The organism is Arthrobacter sp. ISL-48 (assembly GCF_018613805.1).
Lineage (GTDB): Bacteria > Actinomycetota > Actinomycetes > Actinomycetales > Micrococcaceae > Arthrobacter.
Genome location: NZ_JAGGPL010000002.1, coordinates 35956 through 60102 on the forward strand (window position 1 = coordinate 35956; position 24147 = coordinate 60102).

Consider the following 24147-nt stretch of genomic DNA (forward strand, 5'->3'; position numbering starts at 1 on the left):
GTTGTGCCATGGGAACACTGATTTTTGAGTAGGCGGACGCCTGCGGCCTGCTCCGCCGGCCCGGTCCTCCTGATATCGCCAGACATGCTGACCATCCTCAGAAAGGTTCCATCCAATGACTGAACACGAATCGTCAAACCAGCCCGAGCCCGAGGCCGGGAACGCCCCGGAAGCTCGCGCCCAGGCCGATAATCCGGAGTCCAATGGCAAGCCGGCGTCCAACGGCGTCAAATCGCGGCTGACGGAAGCCCAGAGGGCGATGCTCGCCAGCAAGTCGCGGGGCGGGGACGCGGGCCTGACGAGTGTGGGTAAAAGCCACAAACCCACTCACGCCAGCGGCAAACAGGGCCCGGCCGAAAAGAAGGTCCGCTGGTAAGTCCGGCGCCGGAAGGTACGGCCGATGTGCTGTCCGAGGACACTTCATTTCACTGCGGAAAGGAAGAACAATGGCTGAAAAACATGTAGAAGCAAAGATCGAACCGGAGGTTGCGAGTCACCTGGCGGCAGCCATGGATACTCAATCAATGCCAGGGCCGGCCACGGTCGCTATGACAACAACGGTGGTCGGGGAGCAGCAATGGCCCGACGGCAACGGCAAGAGGCGGCACTCCAAGGAACGCGGGGCGGAGCACGGACAGATGGGACATGAGGCAGCAGTAACAGCCGTCCACCGTACCGGCCGCCCGCAGATGCCGCACTCGTCGTAAGGACACGCAAACAGCCCGACGAAAGGCGAATGGCCTGGGGACATCCGAATTCCGGTGTCGCCAGGCCGTTCGCGCGTCCCGGTGCCCTTCCCCGACGCCGGGAGGTTTATCCCTCTGCCACTACATCCTCGGGATCCTTGTCCAGCCGCCAGCCGCGCCAGACGGGGTGCCGGAGCTTTCCGCTGCCCGTCCATTCGCCAAACGTCACTTCACCCACGAGCAGCGGGGTGATCCAGTTCGCGTCCGCGGCATCCTCCCGGGGAACGCCATCGAAAGGTGAGGTCCTCCGCGCCAGGGCATCCACTTTTTGCCGCAGCTCAGCCAGCTCCCGGGTACTGAAGCCGCTGCCCACCCGGCCCACATAGCGCAGGTTCTTGCCGTCGGGGATGCCCACCAGCAGCGAACCGACTGAGCCCTGCCGGCCGCCCTTGCCGGGACGCCAGCCTCCCACCACCACTTCCTGGGTCTGTTCAAGCTTGATTTTGATCCAGGTCCGGGTCCGCTGTCCGCTGGCATACCGGCTGTCGCTCCGCTTGGCCATCGCCCCCTCCAGACCGAGCTCCTGCGCGCTCTCCAGGATGTGGTCTATCCGTTCATTTAGGACGGGAGATAGCTGAACCGGGCAATCCGAAGGGCTGAAGAACTCTTCCAGCCGCTGCCGCCGCTTCTCCAAAGGCAGCCTGCGGAGGTCCTCGCCGCCGTCGTGCAGGAGGTCAAAAAGCATCAGCCGGACCGGGATGGAGGCACGCGCCTTCTGGACGTCTGCGGGTCGGGTCAGTTTCATCCGCCCTTGCAGGAGCCCGAAATCGGGCCTGCCGGCCGGCCCGACGGCGATGATCTCGCCGTCGGCGACGAATGGCCGTGCCGGCCAGCATCCGCGGACCGTCAGCTCCGGATAGGTGGCCGTCACGTCGTTGCCATTGCGGCTGAAGATACGGACCTTCTTCTCATCGGCGACGATCAGTGCCCGGACACCATCCCACTTAAGCTCGAATTGCCAGTCGCTGCCCTGGAGATCCGCAACTGTCCCCGCTGTGGCCATCATGGGAAGAAAATCCTCAGCCGCCGGAGCCTGCGCACCCGGCGTTGACGAAGTGGAGACGGTTGCCCTATCCGGGTTTCCCCGAGCTGCGTGACCCTGATCTGCGGTTACTCCGTCTTCTGGTTCCCCGTCTTCTGTAGGCCCGTCAGCCGAGGACTGCGGGTGCCGGTGGCCTGAGCGGTGGCCGGAGTCCTTGTCCATAAGGTGGATCAGCCACTGCCCCTCGGCCTCGTTACCCTGCCCCCTTCCGGTATGGATCAGGGCAAACTTCTTGGTTCCACCGAGCCCGCCGCCTTCCGAGCCGGTCAGCGTGGCGATGACTTCCCTGCCGTTGATCCATTTGTGGAGTTCGTAAGTTCCGTGGTCCCAGATGGTGACTTCCCCGGCGCCGTACTGTCCCTTGGGAATGGTTCCTTCGAACGTGGCGTAGTCCATGGGATGGTCCTCAGTCTGGACTGCCAGATTGTTCTTCCCTCCGGAATCGGGAACGCCCTTGGGAAGGGCCCAGGACACCAGCACGCCCTCGTGCTCCAGCCGGAAATCGAAGTGGAGGCGGCTGGCGTGGTGCTCCTGGATTACGAACGAATTCCCGGTGCCCTCGGCTCCGGTGAAAGGCTCCGGCGTCGCGTGCGGATCGCGCATCGAACGGTACCGTTCCAGCCGCTGATGTGCGGCGTCGTCGTGCGTCGTTTCTCCAAGGTTCCCTGCGTGCCCGGAACCGCCGGTGACGGCGGCAAAAGGGTCCTTACCTGCCTTAACGCGGCGCATCACGGCTTTGTAGTCGAGTTGCTGGAGGTTGGCTGCGCTGAGCTCGCGCCAGGTTCTCGGGGCGGCAACCATGGGGGTGGGGCGACCGCGCAATGAGTACGGCACGATGGTGGTTTTGGCTGCGCTGTTTTGGCTCCAGTCCACCAGCACCTTGCCCTTGCGCAGTGTCTTCTTCATGTCGCTGACAGCCAGGTCGGGATGGTCGGCCTCCAGGGCCCGGGCCAGCTCGTGGGCAAAGTCGGAAATCTGTTCCGAGGTCTGGGTTCCGTCGAGGCCGGTGTAGAGGTGGATGCCCTTGCTGCCACTGGTCACGGGAACCGGATCCAGCCCCACATCCTTAAGGATGGAGCGGGCCAGGAAGGCCACTTCGACGCATTCCTCCAGCCCAGCGCCTTCACCGGGATCCAGGTCCAGCACCAGGCGGTCCGGATTCAGTTGCCGGCCGTGGGAGTCAACCTGCCACTGCGGCACATGGACCTCAAGCGAGCCGATCTGGCCGAACCAGGTGAGCGTGGCCGGATCGTTGACCAGGGGATAGAAGATGGTCCGGTCCTTGTGCGTAATGGCAGCGCGTGGGAGCCAGCCCGGGGCTGAGTCCTCGAGGTTCTTCTGGAAAAACACCTCTCCGGGCCTCTCCGCCGTGCCCACGCCGTTGACCCACCGCTTCCGGGTTGCCGGCCGGTTGGCGGTTGCGGGGATCAGGACGTGTGCCACCGCGGCGTAATAGGCCAGGACATCCGCCTTGGTGGTGCCGGTCTCCGGATACATGACTTTGTCCAGGCTGGTGAGCGTGAGTTCCCGTCCGGCAACGCGGACACGCTCCTTAGGGCCGGCCATAGGTCTTCACCTCCGGCCAAGTCTGATGTTCACTTGAGGGATGAGAGCCATCTGGAAAGGTGCCATCGCGTTCGGCCTGGTCAACGTGCCGGTTAAGGTCTACAGCGCCACCGAGGACCACGACATCAGCCTCCATCAGGTCCACAACGCCGACGGCGGCCGGATCAGGTACCAGCGCCGCTGCGAGGTGTGCAGCAAAGTCATCGACTATTCGGACATCGAGAAGGCCTACGAGGACGAAGGCAGGACGGTGGTTCTGTCCAAGGAGGAACTCAAGTCCATCCCGGCGGAGAACAGCCACGAGATCGAAGTGGTCCAATTTGTGCCGTCCGAGCAGCTGGATCCGATGACCTTCGAGAAGAGCTACTACCTGGAGCCGGATTCCAAATCTCCCAAGGCTTACGTGCTGCTGCGGCGTGCGCTCGAGGATACGGACCGGGTGGCCATCGTCCAGTTCGCGCTGCGGGAGAAGACCAGGCTGGGCGCACTGCGGATCAGGGGTGACGTGCTGGTGCTGCAGTCCCTGCTCTGGTCTGACGAGGTGCGCGAGGCGAACTTCCCTGCCCTTGATGCATCCATCCGGATATCGCCCCAGGAGCGCGAAATGTCCGCCGCCCTGGTGGACTCCATGGCCGATGATTTCGAACCCGACCACTTCACCGATGAATACCAGGTCCAGCTTCGCCAGCTCATCGACGCCAAGCTGGAGAAGGGCGACTCGCTGGACACCGAGGAAACCTTCGGAGTCGAGTCCGGCGAGGGCGGCAAGGGAGAGGTGATCGACCTCATGGAGGCGCTGAAACGCAGCCTGGACCGGAAGCGTGGCGCTGCTTCGGGAGAGGCCTCTGCTGACGCCGACGATACTGACGCCGAGGCACCTGCCACGTCCGGAACTCGGGCTGCCAAGACGCCGGCCAAGACTGCCGCAGCCAAGAGCTCCGCGTCGAAGCCGGCGGCCGGAAGTAAGGCCGGCACCAAGCCGGCTGCAAAAACCGCAGCCACCACCAAGTCCACCCCCGCGAAGTCCACTACTGCGAAGTCCACTGCGGCCAAGTCCACCACCCGTAAGCCCGCAGCGAAGTCTGCGCCTGCCGCGTCCGCCAAGGCGTCCACCACCCGGGCACGCAAGGGTGCCTGAGCCGGTTCGCGGTCCCGCGGCTGGTCCGGTAATGGCCGCCGCCTAGGAGTTCCGGAGGGCGGAGATAAGGTCGCTCTTCTTCTTGGCCGGCATGTCGTCCTCCCTTAAACCGCTCTACGGTGCTGACGTCAGGTCAGGGTTCCACGCTAATTCCGGCACCGCGTGAAAACAAGGATTGCCGGGTCCGTATGGATCACCGGTGCTGTGCCGCGCGGAGCCTCGTTGCTTCCACCGAAGCGGTGGCTTAGCTTGTAGGGAACGTGGGACCACAGAACGTCGGAGGAGCGTCCAAGTGAAGGAGAAAACAACAGGCGCGCTGGCCGACTTCGGGGCCTCTGACCTCGCCTCGGCCGGCGGCAAGGGCGCCAACCTTGGCGAACTGGTACGCGGGGGGCTCCCGGTTCCGGCGGGCTTCGTCGTCACCACCGGAGCCTATGCCGCGATGCTGGAGGAATCGGGATTGGCCGCGGAACTGGCCCGATTACTGGAAGCGGGAGCGGCAGGAGCAATGATCAGGGCACTGTTCACCGCAGCGGCTCTCCCTGAGCACATCTGCGCTGACATCGCCGCGGCCTATGCCGCCCTTGGCAGTGGCCCGGTGGCGGTGCGGTCCAGTGCTACGGCCGAAGACCTGCCCGGTGCCGCGTTCGCCGGGCAGCAGGACACGTATCTGAATGTTGTCGGCGAGGCGGCAGTGCTGGGGGCAGTGGTCGATTGCTGGGCCTCATTATGGACGGACAGGGCTATCGCCTACCGGCAGAGGCAGGGGATCGACCCGCGCCAGGTGGCCATCGCCGTCGTCGTCCAGGAGATGGTGCCGGCCGATACCGCTGGAGTCATGTTCAGCGCCAACCCGGTGACCGGTGAACGCGGAGAAATTGTGATCGATTCCAGCCCCGGCCTGGGCGAGGCTGTGGTTTCTGGACGGGTTACACCCGAACACTATGTGCTGGACGCCAGCGGGCGGACACGTGCCTTCACAGCCGGTGGCCACGAGGTGGTGATCCGGGCGGGCGCCGGCGGCGGAACGGAGGATAGCCCCGGAATGGCCAGTTCCAGCCCAGGGCTGAGCAGCGGACAGTTGGCGGAACTGGCTCGGCTGGCATTGCGGGTCCAGGATCATTTCGGCCGGCCCCAGGACATGGAATGGGCGCTCGCAGGCGGCCGCGTGTTTCTGCTTCAGGCGCGGCCCATGACAGCCCTGCCCCCGCAGCCGCTGCGGCTCAACCGGTTCCAGCGGCTGGTAGGTCCTTTCTTCGTGGAGATGTTCCAGGAGCGCCCCTATCCGCTGGACGTGTCCGGCTGGATGCAGCGAGGGATCCTCGCGATGCTTCACGGCATGGCCGGCAGTGTAGGTGTCGTCTTTCCACCGGTGGAGAAGCTGCTGCCCGAAGAGGACGGCGTGGTGATCCGGCTGGTGCCACCGGTTCCCCGCCCCACGCTGCGCACGCTGGGTGCACCGGTCTCCGTGGCACGGCGGGTCCGCCGGTACAACCCTGCCCGGTGGACCCAGGACAACAGGTTCACGGCTTTTCTGGAGAACGTGGGCCGGCTCGGCGAACAGGACCCGCGCTCCCTGCCGTGGCAGGGCGTGATCGGCCTCGTTGAAGACGCCTTCGCCACTATGCGCGGGATCACTGAGCTGAGGATCTCCTACCTTCCGGGGGCGTTTGTGCCCCAGCTGAAGCTGCGCCTTATGCTTCTGCTGTTGGGCAGGCGGAACCTCGCGTCGGCACTCATCGCAGGCGCAGAAACCCGCACCAGCCAGGCCAACAAGGCCCTGGAGGCTCTGGGCGATCGGGTCCTGTCAGATGCCGCCCTGGCGCGGGCTTTCACCGGCCTGGCACCAGGCGAACTGCTGGCTCGGCTGGAACACGGCCAGGAGTTTGAGGACTTCCACTCCGCTTTCAAGGCGTTCCTGGCCGAGTACGGGCACCGCGAAACGGTGAGTGTGGTGCTGAGCAGCGCGCCGACCTGGTCCGACGCCCCCGAGGTGGTGCTTGGGCTCATCACCTCGATGATGGGCGACCGGCGCCCGGCCGCCGACCAGACCGGCGGAGCGCTCGCGGACGTGCTGAAGCATCCGGCCATGCGTTTGGCAGCCGTGCGTCGGCACCTGTTGACCGCCGTCGAGGCAGCCAAGGCTGGCATGGCGTTCCGCGAGGACAGCCACTTCTACGCCACCATGGTGCTGCCGCCGCTGCGCCGCGCGCTGCTGGATTTGGGCCGGCGGCTGTGCGAGGCCGGTGTGCTCGCCAATCCAATGGAGGTCAACCACCTGCGCCTCGAAGAACTGTCTTCAATGCTCGACGGCGGCTCGCTCCCTCCCGCTGAGCGGGAGCAGTACCGCAGCCTGGTGCTGGCCAGGGCAGCCAAGCGGAAGGAGCTGGAGGGGATCCCGCTGTTGGAGCCCACTGCATTGTTCACCCGAGTACGCCGGACACCAGGGGTGCTGGTATCCGGCATGCCGGCCAGCCGGGGCCAAGCTACGGGAATGGTAAGGATCATCCGCGGTCCGGAGGAGTTTGGGTTGCTCCGCAGCGGCGAGATCCTGGTCTGCCCGTATACCAATCCGTCCTGGACCCCTTTGTTCCAGCGGGCCGCCGCCGTGGTGGTGGATGCGGGCGGGATCGGCTCCCATGCCGCGATCGTCGCCCGTGAGTACGGAATTCCCGCCGTGATGGGCACCGGCTACGGGACCACCAGCCTGGTGGATGGGCAAAGCGTGATGGTGGACGGAAGCCTGGGACGGGTCACCGCCGTCGTGGTTGGTACGGCGCCGTGACAACCCTGGACCTAGCAGCAGCGGCGGGTTCTGGAGCTAGGCCCACGTCTTCCCCCGGAGTAGTCTCGGTGGCAGGCGGATGGCCCGCCCACACAGCCCGAAGGAGAGTTCCGTGGCAGGACAGTACGTGGCGACCTCAACCGTCAGCATCGACGCCCCATCGGACCGCGTCTGGGACGTGATCACCGACCCGGCGGCCGTCAAGGAATTCATGTTTGGCGCCGAGCTGGTGACGGAGTGGACCGTGGGCGGGCCAATGCTATGGCGCGGCGAGTGGGAGGGAAAGGAGTACCAGGACAAGGGAAAGATCCTGGAGTTAGTACCCGGGCAGCGTCTGGTCCACACCCATTTCAGCCCCTTGGGCGGCGAGGAAGACACGCCCGAGAACTACCACACGCTGACCTGGATCCTCGAGGACGAAGGCGGGAAAACACGCCTCACACTGTCGCAGGACAACAACGCCAGCGAACAGGCTGCCCAACACTCACAGGGCATGTGGGACATGCTCGTGGCCGACGTCAAGGGAATCGCCGAGCGGGCCCACTAAAAGGGCTGGCGCGCCCCAAACACCAACTTAAGCACCAACGGCCGCCGTCGCACCCGTCCCCTGAACGGGTGGGGCACGACGGCGGCCGTGGGCAGTAGGCCCTATTCGGCGTCGTGATCCGTTTCCAGGATCTGGACCAGGCGCTCCAGGGCAACGTCCGCTCCGGTGCCCTCGGCGCGGAGCACCACAACGTCGCCGTGGGATGCTCCCAGGCTCATAAGGGACAGGATGCTGGCGGCATCCATCGCTTCATCGGCCGGCTCGCCTTCCCGGGCGATGGTGATGTCCAGATCGAACTCGCCGGCGGCCTCGGCAAAGATGGCGGCAGGGCGGGCGTGAAGACCCACGCGGCTGGCGACGGTTGCGGTGCGTTCTGACATTTTTGCTCCTTTTGTCTTTCGGCTGGCTGTTGGTTCAGCGCCGTGGATAGGTAGTGGGTGAGGCGGGTCAGACCGTTGCGGGAACGGGTTCCACGGTAGCAGCGGTCCTGGCGGCCTTGGCGGCGGCCGAGCGCTTGAGGGCAATGACGGCCAACGCGCTGACCACGGTGCCGGCCAGGATGGCGACGACGAACATCAGCAGGTTGCCGATGGCGAAGAAGACGAAGATGCCGCCGTGAGGTGCCTGGGAGGTGACGCCCGTGGCCATGGTGAGGGCGCCGGTCAGGGCGCCGCCCAGCATGCTGGCGGGGATGACGCGCAACGGGTCTGCTGCCGCGAACGGAATGGCGCCTTCGGAGATGAAGGATGCCCCCAGCAGCCACGCTGCCTTGCCGTTCTCGCGCTCAGCCAGGCTGAAGACCTTCTTGTCCAGGACGGTAGCCAGGGCCATTGCAAGTGGCGGGACCATGCCGGCAGCCATGACGGTTGCCATGATCTGCCACGGCGCCTGGTTGGTGGCGCTTCCCGCACCGAGACCTGCGACGGCGAAGGCGTAGGCGACCTTGTTGACCGGGCCACCGAGGTCGAAGCACATCATGAGGCCAAGGATGATGCCGAGGACGATCGCGGATGCTCCGCTCATGCCTGAGAGCCAGCCATTGAGGCCGGTGGTGAGGGCTGCGATAGGTCCGCCGAGGATCAGGAACATCAGGCCGGACGCCACGATGGAGGCGAGCAGCGGAATGATCACTACCGGCATCAGGCCGCGCAGCCAGCGCGGAACGGACCACGTGCCGATCAGATGCGCAATGTAGCCTGCCAGCAGGCCGCCGACGATGCCGCCGAGGAAGCCGGCACCCATGAAGCCGGATACGGCACCGGCAACGAAACCTGGCGCGATGCCGGGACGGTCGGCTATGGCATACGCGATGTAGCCGGCCAGGGCAGGAACCAGGAAGCCCATGGACAGGGCGCCGATCTTGAACATCACCGTGCCCAAGTACAGGGCGAGGTTGCCGTCGGGCAGGTTGAACAGCGTGTTGTTGGCCAGGATGTCGTTGGCTTTTGTTCCCAGGGCGATGTCGAAACCGGCCAGCAGGAAGCCCAACGCGATCAGGAGGCCGCCGCCGGCGACGAACGGGATCATGTAGCTGACGCCGGTCAGCAGGGCCTTCTTCAGCTTCTGGCCGATGTGCTCGCCCTTTTCGGTGGCTGCGTTCTCGGCCTGTTCCTCTGCCCCGAAGTGAGGGACGCGGCGCGCGTTCGGGTTGTCAGCGGCGGCGAGAGCTTCCTGCACCATCTTGGCGGGTTCGTCGATGCCGCGCTTGACTGGTGCGTTGATGACGGGCTTGCCGGCGAAGCGTTCCTTGCCACGGACGTCCACGTCGACGGCGAAGATGACGGCGTCGGCCGCGGCGATGACCGCGGGGTCAAGGGGCTTGGCGCCCGAGGAACCTTGCGTTTCAACCTGCAGGTCCACGCCTGCTTCCTGGGCAGCAGCAACGAGCGAGTCCGCGGCCATGTAGGTGTGGGCGATGCCGGTGGGGCAGGCGGTCACGGCCACCAGGCGCTTGGGACCACGGCCTGCCGGTGCTGAGTCCGGCGAAACCGCAGCGGGCACGGCGTCCGCAGGCACGCCGGCGGCGTGCGACGCCGGCTTGTCCGCCAGCGCGCCGTCCACCAGTTCCACGATTTCCTCGCGCGAAGAAGCGGAGCGAAGGGCTCCTGTGAAATCCTTCTTGATCAGGGAGCGGGCGAGCTTGGAGAGGAGCTTAAGGTGCTCCTGGTCCGCGCCTTCAGGAGCGGCAATGAAGAAGATGAGGTCCGCCGGGCCGTCCTTGGCGCCGAAGTCAACGGGCTCGGAAAGCCGGGCCATGGCCAGCGTGGGCACGGTGACGGCGGTGGAGCGGCAGTGCGGGATGGCAATGCCGCCCGGAACCCCTGTGGCCGTCTTCTGTTCTCGGGCAAAGGCGTCCGTGAAGAGGCCTTCCGCTTCGGTGGCGCGGCCGCTGGCAGCTACTTTGCTGGCCAGGTGCCTGATCACGTCCTCGGGCGAGCTGCCCAGGTTCTGGTCGAGCTCGACCAGTTCGGTGGTGATGAGCTGAGTCACTGTCAATCCTTTCGAAGGGCCGTGATGGTTACGGCGTCCGGGGTGGTTTGGTGGACTGCCGGGACAGTGGAACCCGGCAGGGCGGCGGCTGCGGCACCGTGTGCCACAGCCTGACGGAGGCAATCGGCCGGGGCGGCGCCCTGGCCGTGAGCGAGCAGGTAGCCGGCCAGCGAAGAATCGCCCGCGCCGACAGTACTGACCGCGGCGACCGGCGGGTGCGTGGCCAGCCACGCGCCGTCGGCCGTTACCAGAACAGCTCCCTTGGATCCGAGAGTTGCCAGAACAGCACCCACACCGGAACGCACGACGGCGGCGGCGGCTGCCGCTGCAGCCGCCGGATCCGCTTCAAGTTCGTCAGCGGTGGACGCCGTGGCGAAGCCGGCTGCTGCAGCAAGTTCCGCCAATTCTTCGGCGTTGGGCTTGAGGAGGTCCGGTTTTCCCGAAACGCCATCCGATGAAGTGCCGGAGATGGCGGCGGCGAGGGGTTCACCGGAGGAGTCGACGGCGATACGGGGTCCGCCGTCACCGTCGAGGGTACGCAGCCGCCGGGTGACGGTGGCGTAGAAATCGGCTGGGAAGCCTGGCGGCAGCGAGCCGGCCAGGACCACCCAGCTGGCGCCCCGCGAGCGGTCCAGCAGCAGCGCGATCAGCGCTTCCTGCTGTTCTTCGCTCAGGACCGGACCGGGTTCGTTGATCTTGGTGGTGACGCCGCCGGGTTCGGTGAGGGCCACGTTGGTGCGCAGCGGCTCGCCGATGGCCAGGGAAGCGAACGGAACTTTGCTGTCGTGCAGTCCGGCCAGAACAGGATCGCTGTCAGCTCCGGGGAGCACGGCGACTGTTTCCAGGCCGGAGGCCACCAGGGCACGGGAGACGTTTACGCCTTTGCCCCCGGACTCCTGGCTGACGGAAACGGCCCGCTGGACTTCGCCGCGTTCCAACGGTCCTGGCAGCGCCACGGTCCGGTCAAGGCTGGGGTTGGCGGTGAGTGTGACGATCATGCGATCACCACGTCGACGCCGGCCTCTGTGAGGGCGGCTGTCAGTTCGGGGCTGGGCTCTTTATCTGTAATCAAGGTGTCCAGATCTTTCAGGGAGGCGAACTGGACCAGGGTTTCCGCGTCCAGCTTGGAGGAATCGGCCAGCACCACGATGCGGCGGGCCGATTGGACGAAGGCTGCCTTGACGGCGGCTTCTTCAGGATCGGGAGTGCTGAGGCCAAAGCTCGCGTGGATGCCGTTGGTGCCGATGAACGCGATGTCGGGGCGGATCCGTCGTGCTGCGTCCACGGTTGCCTGTCCCACAGCCGCCTGGGTGAGGCCTCGGACCCGGCCGCCCAGGATCTGGAGCGCAATTCCGGGGGTGCTGGACAGCTTTCCGGCGATGGGGATGGCGTGCGTGATCACCACGAGTTCCGTTCGGGGTTCCACTGAAGCGGAAGGATCGACGGCGGCGCGGCGGGACAGCAGCTCCGCGAGGACTTCGGTGGTGGAGCCGGCATCGATCAGGACGCTTCCCGATGACGCCTGGGGGATGATGGCCAGGGCTGCCTGGGCGATGCGCATTTTCTGGTCCGGGCGCTGGACGGCCCGTTCGTTGATGCTTTCCTCGGTGGTGCTGAAGCGGTCAGCTGCCACGGCGCCGCCGTGGACACGGCGGACAGTGCCTGCGGTTTCCAGTGTGGCCAGATCCCGGCGGACGGTTTCGGTGGTGATGCGGAAGCGCTCGGCCAGGAGAGTCACACTGACCCGGCCGCTGCCGGCGACAAGCTCGGCAATCTGCTGTTGGCGCTCCTCGGCGAACACATACCCTCCGTTGCGTAAAGTCTGGCGATCCCGTCTTGGGAGTCCATCAGGTGATTGGCATCACATGATGTTGAATTACTTGACTTTATCTTTGTTCATGTTGGTTTGTCAATGAAAACCACAAGAACAAAGATTCTTCGGATGCCGTCAAACGCCGAAGCCGGGCCGACTGTTGGTCGACCCGGCTCCGGGATGAATGAAAAAGTGCCGTCGTGGTGTCTCCGTGTTAGATCCCGCCGTCGGTGCTCTCGTGCCGCGTGATCCGTTCGCCGGTGTTGGGGTCCATCATGGTGCGCGATTCACTGACCCTGCGGCTTCGTCCCGGCGAGGCGAGGATGAGCGAGGCGATCAGTCCGATAACGCCTACCGCCATGAGGATGTAGCCGATCAGTGCCTGGTCTACGTAGGGGATGAGCCCGGGGCTGATTGCCCAGGCCAGGATGGCGCCGAGTGCGATGAGGAAAATGGAGGAACCGATTCTCATGACTTGCTCCTAAAGTGTGCGGACTGCCCGATCTGTTGTGCCAGTGACGTTCCTGGACAGCTTGGTAAGCATGCTGTCTAATGTCAGGCTACATCACCTGTCCCGGCGCGGGGCAGAACCGGGGCTTCGAATCCGGCGCTGTCCTTGGACTCCCAGTCGATGTGGTGCCGGTAGAGCCAGTCGAAGTCCTTTGCCGCCTTGCGCGACAGTGAGCGGAATACGGCTTTCAGGATCAGGTCCTCGAACACCCGCTTGAACTGTCCGCGGACTTTTGGTGCCGCGTTGCGCCGGCCCCACTCCACCACTGCCTCGGCACGCCCCCGACGCTCGGCCTCGTACCGCATGAGCGCCGCCCCGATGGTGCCGGTTCCGACGGTATTGGCGTTGGCGGCATTGGCATCGACGCCCTGCAGCGCCCGGCCGAGCGTTACAGCGTCCTCGATGGCCATCGAGGCGCCCTGGCCCGACGACGGGGACGCGGCATGGGCGGCGTCGCCCACCAGGACCATCCGGCCCCGGTGCCAACGGGGAATGCTGGGGAAGTCGAAGGTGGAGTACGGCCTGATGATGTCCGGCGTGGCGCTGATGATGGAGGCCATGGGAGTCCTGTCGGCTGCCACCAGGCCAGTCAGCCAGTCCTTGAGTTCTCCGGGGCCCAGCTGTGACGGGTCCTCCGTGGCCTGCTGCAGGGGATTGGCGAACCACCAGATCCGGCCTTCCGGGTCCTGCATGTAGCAGTAGAAGCAGCGCTTACCGAAGATCATCTTCATCTGCCCTGGCGCGGTGTCCGCCGTGCCCGGGGGGAGCGACGGGGCCGGAACAATGCCGCCGGTATTGAGTAGCGGGATGCTGCGGGGCGACGGAGAGCGGGGTTCGATAAGCGTCCTGACGGCGGAGCGCAGCCCGTCCGCACCGATCAGGAGATCGCCCCCGGTGGAGGTGCCGTCGTCGAAAACTGCCGTGACGCCGTCGGGGGTTTCCGTCACGGTGCTGAGCCGTTTGCCGTATTCGATTCGTATGCCCCGCCGGGAAGCCTCTGTGCGGAGCAGGCCGTAAAGCTCGGAGCGGGTCAGCGTGCGGGCCGTCGTCCCGTCCGGGAGGGCGCCGCCGTACTCGAAGTCGATCAGGTGGCGTCCCGTACTGCCCAGGTACATGGACATCCGCGGCGTACTGAACCCCAATTCTGCCGCCGTCTCCTTCAGCCCCAGGGTCTCCAGCGCATCGAAGCCGTTGACGGCGAGCGTGAGGAAGCCGCCGACGCCGTCCGACGGACCGCCATAGGCTTCGAAAACGACGGCGGCGTGCCCTGCCTTATGCAGCGACAGGGCCGTGGCCAGACCGGATACTCCGGACCCGATGACGAGGCATTGCAGCATGGTCTTCTCGCTTCCATATATATTTCGTTCGGTTAAAAGAAATATATGCAGGAGAAGCCGCTAGCGCAATCCTTTCGGCTTCACGAAATAGTTTGTTAGCCTCGGAGCATGCGGAAACAGCGTGAGGACTTGCTTCAGGCCGTCTATGAATCCGGACGGGAATTGTCAACGGCGGCGGTCATGTTCCACACGAAGCTCTCCGAGTTGCGGGGTCTGTCTGCCACCGAGGGTAAGGCGATCGATATTCTGATGCGCTTCGGTCCGATGACGGCCGGGGAGTTCGGCGAGCATTCCGGCCTGGCCCCGGCGTCGGTGACCGGCCTGATGCAGCGGCTGGAGGCCAAGGGCGTGGCCCGCCGGGTCCGGCATGGGGAGGACAAGCGCAAGGTCGTGATCGAACTGGTGGGCGACCAAGGTGCCGCAGCGGCGCCCTACTTTGCGGATTTCATGACTGGACTGGCAGCCCTGCTGGAGGGCTATAGCGACGAGCAGCTGCGGACCATCGCTGATTTCTCCTCGAAGGCGGCTGCGGTCCAGCAGGCGGCGGCGGGGCGGCTGGGGTCTGGATAGGCTGTTCCGATGGAGACTGTGGTCTGGTCCAAACCGGAGAACGAACGTGCGGGGACCCCCCTGCTGGTCATGATGCACGGCTACGGCACGGACGAATCCCGGATGGTGCGGCTTTTTGACCACCTGCCTTCAGAATTCACCTGCGCGGCGCTGCGTGCCCCCATGGTCATCGGGGACCACTATGGCTGGTTCCTGCTGGACTACTTCCTCGTGAACGATTTTGCGGACGTCATCACTGCCACCAACGCAGTCCATACCTGGATCGGTTCGGTGAAGGGGCAGCACAGCAGTGTAAGCCTGCTCGGATATTCGCAAGGGATGGCCATGGCCAGCACCTTGCTGCGGCTGCATCCCAAGAACTATGAAGCGACTGTGGGCTTGTCCGGCTTCGTGCTGGAGAATGACCTGCTGGCCCTGAGTGAATCCTTTGAAACCCCGCCACCCTTCTTCTGGGGAAGGGACAAGGCAGACATGGTGATCAATGATGAGGCCATCGCGTACACCGAGGAGTGGCTAAACGCGAATACCCGGCTCACGGCCAGGACGTACCCGGGAATGGGACACGCCATGTGCAAGGCCGAAATGGTGGATGTCAGCGCCTTCCTTCGCCACTACGTTCTCGGCTGAGGCCTCTTCCGCGCTGGTCGGCGAACCTCGTCTGATGTCGAGAATTACGTCACACTCGCGCCGGTTGAAAAAACAGTTGCGCGCCTAATTTGCAAGCGCTTACACTCAACCTCGGCCGGTCCACCGGCCTTTGAGCTGGGCAGAAAGGAAGGCTGGAAGCGTGCAGAGGTCCCATGCTGCTGTCCGCACAGCGCCGCCGCTTCCGTTCAGGCGGGTTGTCAGCGCACGGGATGGCGCCCATGATGGAAGAAGACTTTCATCAGCAGCCCTCTGGCCTGCCGTGGTATTTCCGCCCACGCCCACCCGCCGCGCTTGCTGATCCTGCGGACGCCGTAGCCGCCCCCTCCATGCACCCTTCCCTCAAGGCTGCCCCCGTCTGAAAGGACACGCACCGCGTATGACTGACCTTCTGGAAACATCCAGCCCGTCCTTGAACGGCGCCTCTGCCATCCTTTTTGACCTGGACGGGGTGCTGACCCCCACAGCGACTGTCCATGAGCAGGCCTGGCAGGAACTCTTTGAGGGCTACCTTTCATCCCATCCCGGGGTGGCCCGGTACAGCGAAAGCGACTACTTCGACCACATCGACGGCAAGCCGCGGTTCGACGGCGTCCGGGACTTCCTGGCTTCCCGCGGCATCGTGCTCAATGAGGGCCCGGTGGACGACGATCCCGCCAACACCACGGTGCAGGGGCTCGGCAACCGGAAGAACCGCATCTTCAATGACATAGTAAGCGCCGGCGTGGAGCCTTTCGAGGGCTCTGTGCGGTTCCTCGAAGCAGCGCTGGCGAGGGGACTGAAGGTCGCCGTCGTCTCCTCCTCGCGGAACGCGCCGGCGGTGCTCAAGGCTGCCGGCCTGAGCGCACATTTCCCCGTCGTGGTGGACGGCGTGGTGGCCGCCGCGGAAGGCCTGCCCGGCAAACCCAGCCCGGCCACCTACGACTACGCCGCGCAGCTGCTGGATCTGCCCACCGAGGAGTGCATCGTCGTTGAGGACGCCGTATCCGGCGTCCAGGCCGGACATTCGGGCCAGTTCCACTCCGTGATCGGGGTGGACCGCGGCGCCGGCAGGCAGACGCTGCTGAATGCCGGAGCCACGCTGGTGGTCAAGGACCTCGACGAACTCCTCTAGCGCCAGCTCCCCGGCTGTTCGCTTTATCCGCTCCACCCCTCGCTAGCCCAGAAACCTCGTTACGCCCAGCCTCATCTCTCCAGCCTCACCCAAGCTGCCTTACCCACAGCTGTACAGCACAATGCCAAAGGACCCCAACACCATGGCTCTCATCACCGCGGACCGCGATCGGTTCCCCAACTCACCTTGGCAGCTCGTGGAAACACGCCACGAGCCGGACACTGCCGGCACCCTGGAGACCCTGTTTGCCCTGGGCAACGGGCACTTCGGCATCCGTGGCGCGCACTGGGCCGCTGCCGACGCCGACCTCCCAGGCAGCTTCATCAATGGGTTGCACGAAATCTGGGACATCAAGCATGCCGAGAACGCCTTCGGCTTCGCCCGCACCGGACAGCGGATCATCTACGTCCCCGACGCGAACAACTTCACAGTGATCATCGACGGCGAGACGCTCAGCCTGGCGGAATCCGCGGTGCTGGACTACCGGCGCTCTGTTGATTTCTCGACCGGGATCTATGAATGCCGCATCACATGGCAGTGCCGTTCCGGCGCGACGGTGACCACTACCGAGCGCCGTGCCGTAGGCTTCGCGTCGCGCGGCAGCCTGGGCATTTCCCTCGAGGTGTCAGCGGACCGGGATGTCTCCGCCGACGTTACATCCTCCGTCATCAACCGCCAGGACCAGCCTGTCGAGGACCACTCCTCGCATGATCCCCGCCGCGCCGGCCGCCACGCCGGCCGTGTCCTGCTGCCGTTGAGGCTCGACGGCGGGGACGGGTCGCTTCGGCTTTCGTGGGAAGCGGCGGAATCCAGGCAGATGGTGGGACTCGCTGTGGACCACTGGACGTCAGCCGGGCTCCAGCCGTTCGATACCCTGGTGGACCAGGATGACAGCAGCGTCCGCTATGTCCTGGCTGTCGGGGCGGACCAGCCCTTCCTGCTGGAAAAGAGTGTCAGCTACGCCGCGGGCCGGGGCGTGCAGGACTCCGGCCACGATGCTGCGGAAGCCGCCGCGGCCGGACTCCGTCCCGTCCAGGACGTCTTTGCCGAAAGCGAGGCGCACTACCGCGAGTACTGGGCAACGTCGGACATCGTGGTGGGCGGCCACCCCGAACTCCAGCAGGCCATTCGATGGAATCTGTTCCAGTTGGCCCAGGCGACAGCACGGGCGGACGTTGCCGGCATCCCTGCGAAGGGTGTGAGTGGCTCGGGCTATGAGGGGCACTACTTCTGGGACCAGGAGGTCTATCTCCTGCCGTACCTGACGTACACCAACCCGGACGGCGCCCGTCAGGTCCTGGAGTTCCGCCACGAGATGCTCCCTGCCGCCAAGATCCGTGCCAAGGAACTCAGCGTGAACGGCGCGCTTTTCCCGTGGCGCACCATAAACGGCCTGGAGGCGAGTGCCTATTACGCTGCCGGCACCGCGCAGTTCCACATTGCCGCTGCCATCGCGTTCGCCACTAACAGGTACTTGTGGGCCACCGGGGACGGGGACTTCAGCGAGGGCATGGGCGCGGAACTGCTGATCGAAACCGCGCGAATGTGGATATCCCTGGGATTCTTCGGCAAGGATGGGCTTTTCCATATCCATGGCGTCACGGGGCCCGATGAGTACACGGCCGTCGTCAATGACAATCTGTACACCAACGTCATGGCCCGCTTTAATCTGCGCGCGGCCGCTGCCCTGGACCATGCTGAAATCAGCGACGACGAGCGGCAGCTGTGGGAAGCCGCCGCCGCCCGGATGCAGCTTCCGTTCGACGACCGCATGCAGGTGCACTCCCAGGACAACGACTTCATGACGCTGGAACCCTGGGACTGGACCACACCCCGGTCCAAGTATCCCCTGCTGCTGCACTACCACCCGCTGGTGATCTACCGGCACCAGGTCCTGAAGCAGGCCGACACCGTGCTGGCCATGTTCCTGCAGTGGCAGGACTTCACGGCCGAGGAAAAGCGCCGGGCGTTTGATTTCTACGATCCCATCACCACCGGCGACTCCACCCTGTCCGCTTGCGTGCAGGGGATCATGGCCGCCGAGGTGGGGTACCCCAAGGCGGCGCTGGAACACTTCACCAACGCCGTGTTCATCGACCTGGATGACACTCACGGGAACACCATCGACGGCGTGCATATCGCCTCCACTGGGGGTGTGTGGAGCTCGCTGGTGTGCGGCTTCGCAGGTCTCCGCGACCAGGGCCCGGTCCCGTTCTTCGACCCGCGGCTGCCATCCGAGTGGGAGGGGTTGTCCTTCCACCTCAAGATCCAGGGCCGGCTGCTCCTCGTCGAACTCGACGCCGGCTCCATCATCCTCACCGTCCGCAACGGTGAACCGCTGGATGTGGACGTCCGCGGGCAACTGATCAGTGTGGGCGGGGACGCCGTCCAGGTGGCACTGGACCCGGTTCAGGTTCCGGAGCCTACTGTCTTCCCCAGCGGCCCGCCGACGGCGAGCATCCCCGTAGTACGCGCCCGGGCGTAAGCGCGCTGGCGCCCGGAGTCAGGCCGAGAGAAAAATCATGAAGTTCGTAGTCATATTTGGGCCGCCCGCTGTAGGCAAAATGAGCGTCGGGCACGAACTTTCGAAAATTACGGGCTTTAGGCTTTTCCATAACCATATGACGATTGAGCTGGTCCTGAACTTCTTCGATTTCGGGGACCCTCAGTTCCAGACCCTGGTCTCCGAGTTTCGCCAACGCGTGTTCGAAGAAGTTGCAGCGAGCGATCTTCCGGGACTTATTTTCACGTACGTTTGGGCGCTCGACCACGACTCCGATCGGGAATTCGTAGAGCGTAGTTGTGACATATTCACTGGTAAGGGCGCGGACGTGTACTTCGTTGAGCTGGAAGCCGATCTGGAGGAGCGGCTGAGGCGGAACGAGTCCGAATTCAGGTTGTCGCACAAGGCTTCCAAGCGGGACATCAAGGGTTCTCGGGCGCTCTTGTTGGAGAACGATGAGAAATACCAACTGAACTCGGACGGTGATTCTTTTCTTGGGGATAACTTCCTGAAGATCGACAACACGAATTTGCGAGCCGAAAAAACTGCCCGGATGATTGCAGACGAATTCGAGTTTCGGATGTGAAAAACGGCTCGAGCCGGACGCGCCCATCGCCTTAGTAGACGCCGCGCGGCAGTCCGGGCTGAACGCCCAAGTAATTCGATCCGCGGATCGACTGTTCCGACCGCGGTCCGACCTCAGCCGTTTCAGGACCCCCTGTGGCCTGGCCCGACGGTGCGTCAGTCTCCTCCCGCCGTCGCGCGTTCTACGTCAGGTGCCCTGTCCAGGGGGTGGGCCAATTCGTCGTCGGGCATCCGGGCGACGATCATGGCGATCACGGCCATGACCGGGCAAACCCCGCCCGCCACCAGGAAAATCAGCCAGACGGGGAGTACCTCGGCCGCCGGGCCTGCCAGCGCCATCGAGACGGGCATGAGCGCGAGGGACACGAAGAAGTCCAGGCTGGAAACGCGGCCCAAGAGGTGGGCGGGAACGCGCCGCTGAAGCAGCGTGCCCCAAATGACCATGCCGACACTGCCGGTGGCCCCGAAGACAAATAGCGCGGCGGCGACGGCCCAGAAGCTGTCCATGATGCCGACAGCGGCCAGCGGCACGGTGCCAACACCCCAGGACACCATCATCACCGTGAGGTACCGGCGCGGCAGCCTCAGGGAGGCGGTCACCAGCGATCCCACGGCCCCGCCCACACCCATGATGGCCAGTAGGAAGCCGAACATGCGGGAATCGCCGGCCAGCTGGTCGCGGACCACGAATGGCAGCAGCACTTCAATGGGCCCGATCAGGAACAGCACCGAGATGCAGGCCCACACGAGGGTCCAGAGGAGCCAGGGTGTGCGAAGCGTGTAGCTGATGCCTTCGCGGAGGTCGTGGAGCAAGGAGGCTCTGATGACTTGTTCGCCGGGTTCTCCGACCCTTGCTGGGCCGGCCTGTTCGGCGCCATTAGCGGGGGCTTCCAGTGAATGCCGGCCAAGGAAATTCAGGATGATGAACGCCGTCAGGTGACAGACCGCTACTCCGGTCACGGCATGAGACGGCGACAGTGCGGCTACCAGGATTCCGGCGACGGCGGGTCCGGCTGCCTGCTGGAGGATGGGGCGCATGGTCCCTTCCATGCCGTTGGCCGCCAGCAGATCCTCCGACGGGAGGATGCGTGGCAGGATCGCCGAGTAAGCGGGGAAGAAGAAGGCTGCCCCGACGCCGAGGACAAAGGCGCCCACGGCAACATGCCACAGCTGTAGCCACCCGGCCATGGCCAGCCCGCTGATGCTGGCAATCACCGCCAGGTTGGCGCCTTCCACGGCGATGATCAGAAGCCGCTGCGGAACCCGGTCAGCGGCGATGCCGCCCGCGAGGACAAAAGCCACCAGGCCGGCGCTGCCCGCCGTCGCCACGAGGGACAGCTCCAGCGGACCTCCGCCGAGATGGATCACCTGGTAGACCATGGCAACAGCCCACATCCCCGACCCAAAAATAGAGATGGCCAAGGCCATGATCAGGACCCGGTACTCACGGTGCGCAAAAGGCCGCAGGGCTTTGGGTGTGGGCATGGGGTAAGTCTAGGCTCGGACAGTTGGCGGGGGAATGGGATTTGCAGGGGCGCAGGCAGGCCACGAGCCGGGCAGGCAGACACCGGCCGGGCCGGCAAGGCCAAGGGCCCTGCCGGGGACGCGGCGACGCCTACCGCTGGATTTCCGCCATCACGCCTAGGCTCGAAACATGGAGAGTATTCCGGCCGCATCGTGGCGGCGCAGCCTGGCCTTCGTAGGGGCGAATCCCGGCCTCGCGCTGCACCCTGTGGATGCCCACGGCGCGCAGATCCCCGGGGAGGCGGCCAGTTGCTTCGCATCGTTCTGGATGGCGGAATGGTCCCGTTGGGGCGCCGGAAATGTCTTGCTCGTGGCCACCCTGCAGGGCTGGCGAAGCTACGGAACCAACGAATATTTCGCTGCCACGCTGGCCACCGAGCTGACCCGGTATTTCCCTGAGGCTGCCAGGTTCCCACTGGGCGGGATCACGCACACCCAGGACGAGTTCGACGTCGGCCTGGACCTGGAGCGCGGATTCCGCGCAACCGGCCGCAAAGCCGAAATGGAACTCTCCGGAATCCTGGACCGGCGGCATTTTTCCTCTCCAGACTTCAAGCTGGGGACCAATTCGGCAGCCCTCAGCAACGTCTATCTGCCGTGCAGCAGCGGCCGGCTGGCCGAGTTCGGAGTCGAGTGGCCTGGTGCCGCAAGTGTCTATCCGGGACCGCGGGGTCCCTCGTCGTCAGGCTACATAGCGGTGGCCGAATCCTGGGTGATGTAGGGGACCGGCTAGTGTTAAGCACCCTTAGTGTTAAGGCAGGGGCCGCAGCCGGAACTGCCGGTGGACGGAAGCAGGACAGAAGCAGAGGTGACCATGGCCAAGCGCAGGAATCCGGCAGTACGAATCGCACAGGAAACCGCCCACAACGCGGTGTTCGACGCCGACGGCAAGCCGAAACCCGGAGTCCACAACATGCTGCTCCGGGCAGTGGAGATCCAGCGACCCTTGGTGCTGGCCAATATCCGCAGGTTGCAGCGCAGGCATCCGCGGGCCAGCGCCGCGCAGCTCGCCGCCACGCTCGAACGCGACTACCTCCGGGCAGTGACCGGCGGCGGCGCGATCGTCGGTGCCACCGCTGTGGTGCCAGGTGTCGGGACCGTCGCGTCTCTGGGGCTGTCTGCCGTAGCAACAGTGGGCTTCCTTGAAGCGACCGCCCTGTATGCCACATCGCTCGCCGAGCTCCACGGCATCCGCCTGACGAACCCGGAAAAGGCCAGCACGATGGTCATGGCCATCATGCTGGGCGAGGAGGGAACCGCGTTGCTGGGCACACTGAGCGGCCAGGCCACGGGCAAAGGGGCAACCGCCACCCAGGCGTGGGGCAACGCCCTTTCCAAGTCAATGCCGGTCTCCGGTTTCGGCGTCGTCCGGCACAAGATCCAGAAGGCCTTCCTCAGAAACCTGCTTAAACGCCAGGGCACGGCATTCTTCGGCCGGGCGCTTCCGTTCGGCATCGGGGCAGTTGTTGGCGGTGCCGGCAACCTCATGATGGGCCGGGCTGTCGCCCGCAATGCCAGGGAAGCCTTCGGCCCCATGCCGGACACCATTCCGGGAGAGCTCAAGGCCACCGCCGCCGCACCGGACAACCAAACGCTGGAAGGCAAAAAACTTGGACCTTAACGCTGACCTCGGGGAATCATTCGGCTCCTGGAACATGGGAGATGACGCCGCCATGTTCCGACTGGTGACCAGCGCGAATGTGGCGTGCGGCTTCCACGCCGGCGATCCCGTCACCATGCTGGACAGCTGCCGTGCCGCCTTCGAGTTGGACGTCACCGTCGGCGCCCATGTGGGCTACAGGGACCTGGCCGGATTCGGCCGGCGCTCTCTGGACATGTCCTTCGACGAACTCTTCGGCGATGTCCTGTACCAGTTGGGCGCGCTCGACGGCGTGGCGCATGCCGTGGGTGCATCCGTGGACTACGTGAAACCGCACGGCGCGCTGTACAACCGTCTTGTCCACGACGCCGAGCAGGCCTCCGCCGTGGTGGCCGCCATCCAGGCGTACGACCCCGGCCTGCCGATCCTGGGACTGCCGGGCTCGGAGCTCCTGATTCAGGCCAAGGAGGCCGGCCACCCGGTGTTCGTCGAGGCCTTTGTGGACCGCGCGTACCGGCCGGACGGGACTCTGGTGCCGCGCTCAGAGGAAGGTGCCGTGCTGCACGACGTCGACTCGATTGTTGAGCGGGCAGTGCGCCTTGCCATGAAGGGGGAGGTGGTGGCAGTGGACGGGACAGTAGTGCAGGTCAGCCCGGATTCGCTGTGCATCCATGGGGACACCCCAGGCGCTGTTGAGCTGGCCGCCAGTGTCCGGGCTGGGCTCGAGGCGGCGGGCGTGGAGCTGGAGTCCTTCGCCTAGAGGCGGTAGGAGCTGCCGTGGACGGCGGTCTCCGGCAGAATTTTCCCTGTTTTCAGCGAAGGATTTCCGCAGGGTCTTCGCCTTTCGAGTGAAGGCTTTCCGCAGGTCAGTCCAAGACCGATTCCGTGCTTGCCGCGGTCTGCGGCGTCTAACGCGACAGATTTGTCAGCGGGACGGGAATGTTAACGCAGGATGACCGCGGCGGTGGAATATTACAGCCCTGTCATTGTTATGACGCCGGTGCTAAGGTGCACCTAAGTCCACCCATACTCTTGGGGTGGAGGCATTCCTGAGGAGAACCGTTCGCAGCTCGTGGGGGGCAAGTGACGGTATCTCTCGGAAATCTTATGCCCGCACGGACTTGGTCTCACACCAGATGGGGAACACCGTGGAAAACACCGCGCCAAAGAAAAAGTTCGTTCGCAAGTTCAGCAAGAAGACAACCGCGGCCGTGACCGCTTCTTTCCTGATTATCGGCGGTGGAGCCTATGCGTTCTGGACCACTACCGGCGGGGGCACTTTTTCCGCTCCCAACGCCGCTTCCAACGGTACAGTCGTGCTGAACGCCACGTTCGCGTCTGGGCTCACCCCCGGCGCCAGCGTTTCGGTGACCTACACCGCGAACAACGCCGGCACCTCCAGTCTTCGGGTCGGGACGATCAGTCACGTCGTGAGCACCAGTGATCCGTTGTGCCTCCCGGCGGACTTCACCATCTCCAACGTCGCATCCAACACAACAGTGCCGGCAAGCAGCACAAACTTTGCCCTTGCCGGTACGGGGACGCTGACCTTCACCGACACGGCCATCAACCAGGACGCCTGCAAGAGCGCCACGGTCACACTGACGCTTACGTCGAACTAGCGGAACCGG

General features: G+C 64.9%; 22 protein-coding genes. 14 read left to right on the top strand and 8 right to left on the bottom strand.

Features of this window, described 5'->3' with window-relative positions:
- The first annotated feature begins 115 nt into the window (after window positions 1-115).
- Both J7E83_RS02475 and J7E83_RS02480 read left to right on the top strand, forming a co-directional pair.
- A complete protein-coding gene (locus tag J7E83_RS02475) occupies window positions 116-376 on the top strand; it encodes a hypothetical protein (protein WP_214959219.1) in 261 nt (86 codons plus the stop codon).
- A gap of 70 nt (window positions 377-446) precedes the next feature.
- A complete protein-coding gene (locus J7E83_RS02480; RefSeq protein WP_214958852.1) occupies window positions 447-707 on the top strand; it encodes a hypothetical protein in 261 nt (86 codons plus the stop codon).
- 106 nt (window positions 708-813) lie between these two features.
- On the opposite strand, the gene J7E83_RS02485 is transcribed toward J7E83_RS02480, so the two are convergent.
- Window positions 814-3354 (bottom strand): ATP-dependent DNA ligase, encoded by a 2541-nt coding sequence (locus tag J7E83_RS02485; RefSeq protein ID WP_214958853.1) that lies wholly within the window; start codon window positions 3352-3354, stop codon window positions 814-816.
- 40 nt (window positions 3355-3394) lie between these two features.
- Here J7E83_RS02485 and J7E83_RS02490 point away from each other — a divergent pair, with 40 nt between their 5' ends.
- From J7E83_RS02490 to J7E83_RS02500, 3 genes are all read left to right on the top strand, one after another.
- Entirely contained in the window at window positions 3395-4492 is a 1098-nt protein-coding gene (locus J7E83_RS02490; RefSeq protein WP_214958854.1) for a Ku protein, read from the top strand.
- A gap of 292 nt (window positions 4493-4784) precedes the next feature.
- Window positions 4785-7277, top strand: coding sequence for a PEP/pyruvate-binding domain-containing protein (locus tag J7E83_RS02495; protein ID WP_214958855.1), 2493 nt, complete (start codon window positions 4785-4787; stop codon window positions 7275-7277).
- Window positions 7278-7389: 112 nt separating this feature from the next.
- Window positions 7390-7824 (top strand): SRPBCC domain-containing protein, encoded by a 435-nt coding sequence (locus J7E83_RS02500; RefSeq protein WP_214958856.1) that lies wholly within the window; start codon window positions 7390-7392, stop codon window positions 7822-7824.
- Window positions 7825-7925: 101 nt separating this feature from the next.
- On the opposite strand, the gene J7E83_RS02505 is transcribed toward J7E83_RS02500, so the two are convergent.
- The 6 genes from J7E83_RS02505 to J7E83_RS02530 form a co-directional block, all read right to left on the bottom strand.
- Complete coding sequence (locus tag J7E83_RS02505; RefSeq protein ID WP_214958857.1) at window positions 7926-8204, bottom strand: HPr family phosphocarrier protein; 279 nt, start codon at window positions 8202-8204, stop codon at window positions 7926-7928.
- 67 nt (window positions 8205-8271) lie between these two features.
- Window positions 8272-10314 carry a fructose-specific PTS transporter subunit EIIC gene (locus J7E83_RS02510; RefSeq protein ID WP_214958858.1) on the bottom strand — a complete coding sequence of 681 codons (2043 nt, stop codon included), beginning with the start codon at window positions 10312-10314 and terminating at the stop codon, window positions 8272-8274.
- A 2-nt stretch (window positions 10315-10316) separates the two neighbouring features.
- Window positions 10317-11312 carry a 1-phosphofructokinase family hexose kinase gene (locus J7E83_RS02515; protein ID WP_214958859.1) on the bottom strand — a complete coding sequence of 332 codons (996 nt, stop codon included), beginning with the start codon at window positions 11310-11312 and terminating at the stop codon, window positions 10317-10319.
- Window positions 11309-12115, bottom strand: coding sequence for a DeoR/GlpR family DNA-binding transcription regulator (locus tag J7E83_RS02520; RefSeq protein ID WP_214958860.1), 807 nt, complete (start codon window positions 12113-12115; stop codon window positions 11309-11311). Before J7E83_RS02520 ends, J7E83_RS02515 begins: the two co-directional genes overlap by 4 nt.
- 226 nt (window positions 12116-12341) lie before the next feature.
- A complete protein-coding gene (locus J7E83_RS02525; RefSeq protein WP_214958861.1) occupies window positions 12342-12599 on the bottom strand; it encodes a DUF6458 family protein in 258 nt (85 codons plus the stop codon).
- An 83-nt stretch (window positions 12600-12682) separates the two neighbouring features.
- Window positions 12683-13975 (bottom strand): NAD(P)/FAD-dependent oxidoreductase, encoded by a 1293-nt coding sequence (locus J7E83_RS02530; protein WP_214958862.1) that lies wholly within the window; start codon window positions 13973-13975, stop codon window positions 12683-12685.
- A gap of 108 nt (window positions 13976-14083) precedes the next feature.
- Here J7E83_RS02530 and J7E83_RS02535 point away from each other — a divergent pair, with 108 nt between their 5' ends.
- From J7E83_RS02535 to J7E83_RS02555, 5 genes are all read left to right on the top strand, one after another.
- The gene (locus J7E83_RS02535; RefSeq protein WP_214958863.1) at window positions 14084-14545 is read left to right on the top strand and encodes a MarR family winged helix-turn-helix transcriptional regulator; all 462 of its coding nucleotides are present in this window, start codon (window positions 14084-14086) and stop codon (window positions 14543-14545) included.
- A 9-nt stretch (window positions 14546-14554) separates the two neighbouring features.
- On the top strand, window positions 14555-15172 hold the full coding sequence (locus J7E83_RS02540) for an alpha/beta hydrolase (RefSeq protein WP_214958864.1): 618 nt from the start codon (window positions 14555-14557) through the stop codon (window positions 15170-15172).
- Window positions 15173-15569: 397 nt separating this feature from the next.
- A complete protein-coding gene (locus tag J7E83_RS02545; protein WP_214958865.1) occupies window positions 15570-16304 on the top strand; it encodes an HAD family phosphatase in 735 nt (244 codons plus the stop codon).
- Between the two features lie 142 nt (window positions 16305-16446).
- Window positions 16447-18789, top strand: a complete 2343-nt coding sequence (locus tag J7E83_RS02550) for a glycoside hydrolase family 65 protein (protein ID WP_214958866.1) — start codon at window positions 16447-16449, stop codon at window positions 18787-18789.
- A 37-nt stretch (window positions 18790-18826) separates the two neighbouring features.
- Complete coding sequence (locus J7E83_RS02555) at window positions 18827-19393, top strand: AAA family ATPase (RefSeq protein WP_214958867.1); 567 nt, start codon at window positions 18827-18829, stop codon at window positions 19391-19393.
- Window positions 19394-19548: 155 nt separating this feature from the next.
- Here the strand turns inward: J7E83_RS02555 and J7E83_RS02560 are convergent, their stop codons facing one another.
- On the bottom strand, window positions 19549-20877 hold the full coding sequence (locus J7E83_RS02560) for an MFS transporter (RefSeq protein ID WP_214958868.1): 1329 nt from the start codon (window positions 20875-20877) through the stop codon (window positions 19549-19551).
- A 169-nt stretch (window positions 20878-21046) separates the two neighbouring features.
- Here J7E83_RS02560 and J7E83_RS02565 point away from each other — a divergent pair, with 169 nt between their 5' ends.
- The 4 genes from J7E83_RS02565 to J7E83_RS02580 all read left to right on the top strand — a co-directional run bounded on the left by J7E83_RS02565 (window position 21047) and on the right by J7E83_RS02580 (window position 24138).
- Window positions 21047-21637: a hypothetical protein gene (locus tag J7E83_RS02565; RefSeq protein ID WP_214958869.1), complete on the top strand. Its 591-nt coding sequence runs from the start codon at window positions 21047-21049 to the stop codon at window positions 21635-21637.
- 93 nt (window positions 21638-21730) lie between these two features.
- The gene (locus tag J7E83_RS02570; protein WP_214958870.1) at window positions 21731-22537 is read left to right on the top strand and encodes a hypothetical protein; all 807 of its coding nucleotides are present in this window, start codon (window positions 21731-21733) and stop codon (window positions 22535-22537) included.
- Window positions 22527-23276 (top strand): LamB/YcsF family protein, encoded by a 750-nt coding sequence (locus tag J7E83_RS02575; protein ID WP_214958871.1) that lies wholly within the window; start codon window positions 22527-22529, stop codon window positions 23274-23276. The genes J7E83_RS02570 and J7E83_RS02575 overlap by 11 nt, the downstream gene beginning before the upstream one ends.
- A 388-nt stretch (window positions 23277-23664) precedes the next feature.
- Window positions 23665-24138 carry a hypothetical protein gene (locus tag J7E83_RS02580; protein ID WP_311379565.1) on the top strand — a complete coding sequence of 158 codons (474 nt, stop codon included), beginning with the start codon at window positions 23665-23667 and terminating at the stop codon, window positions 24136-24138.
- Window positions 24139-24147: the final 9 nt, after the last annotated feature.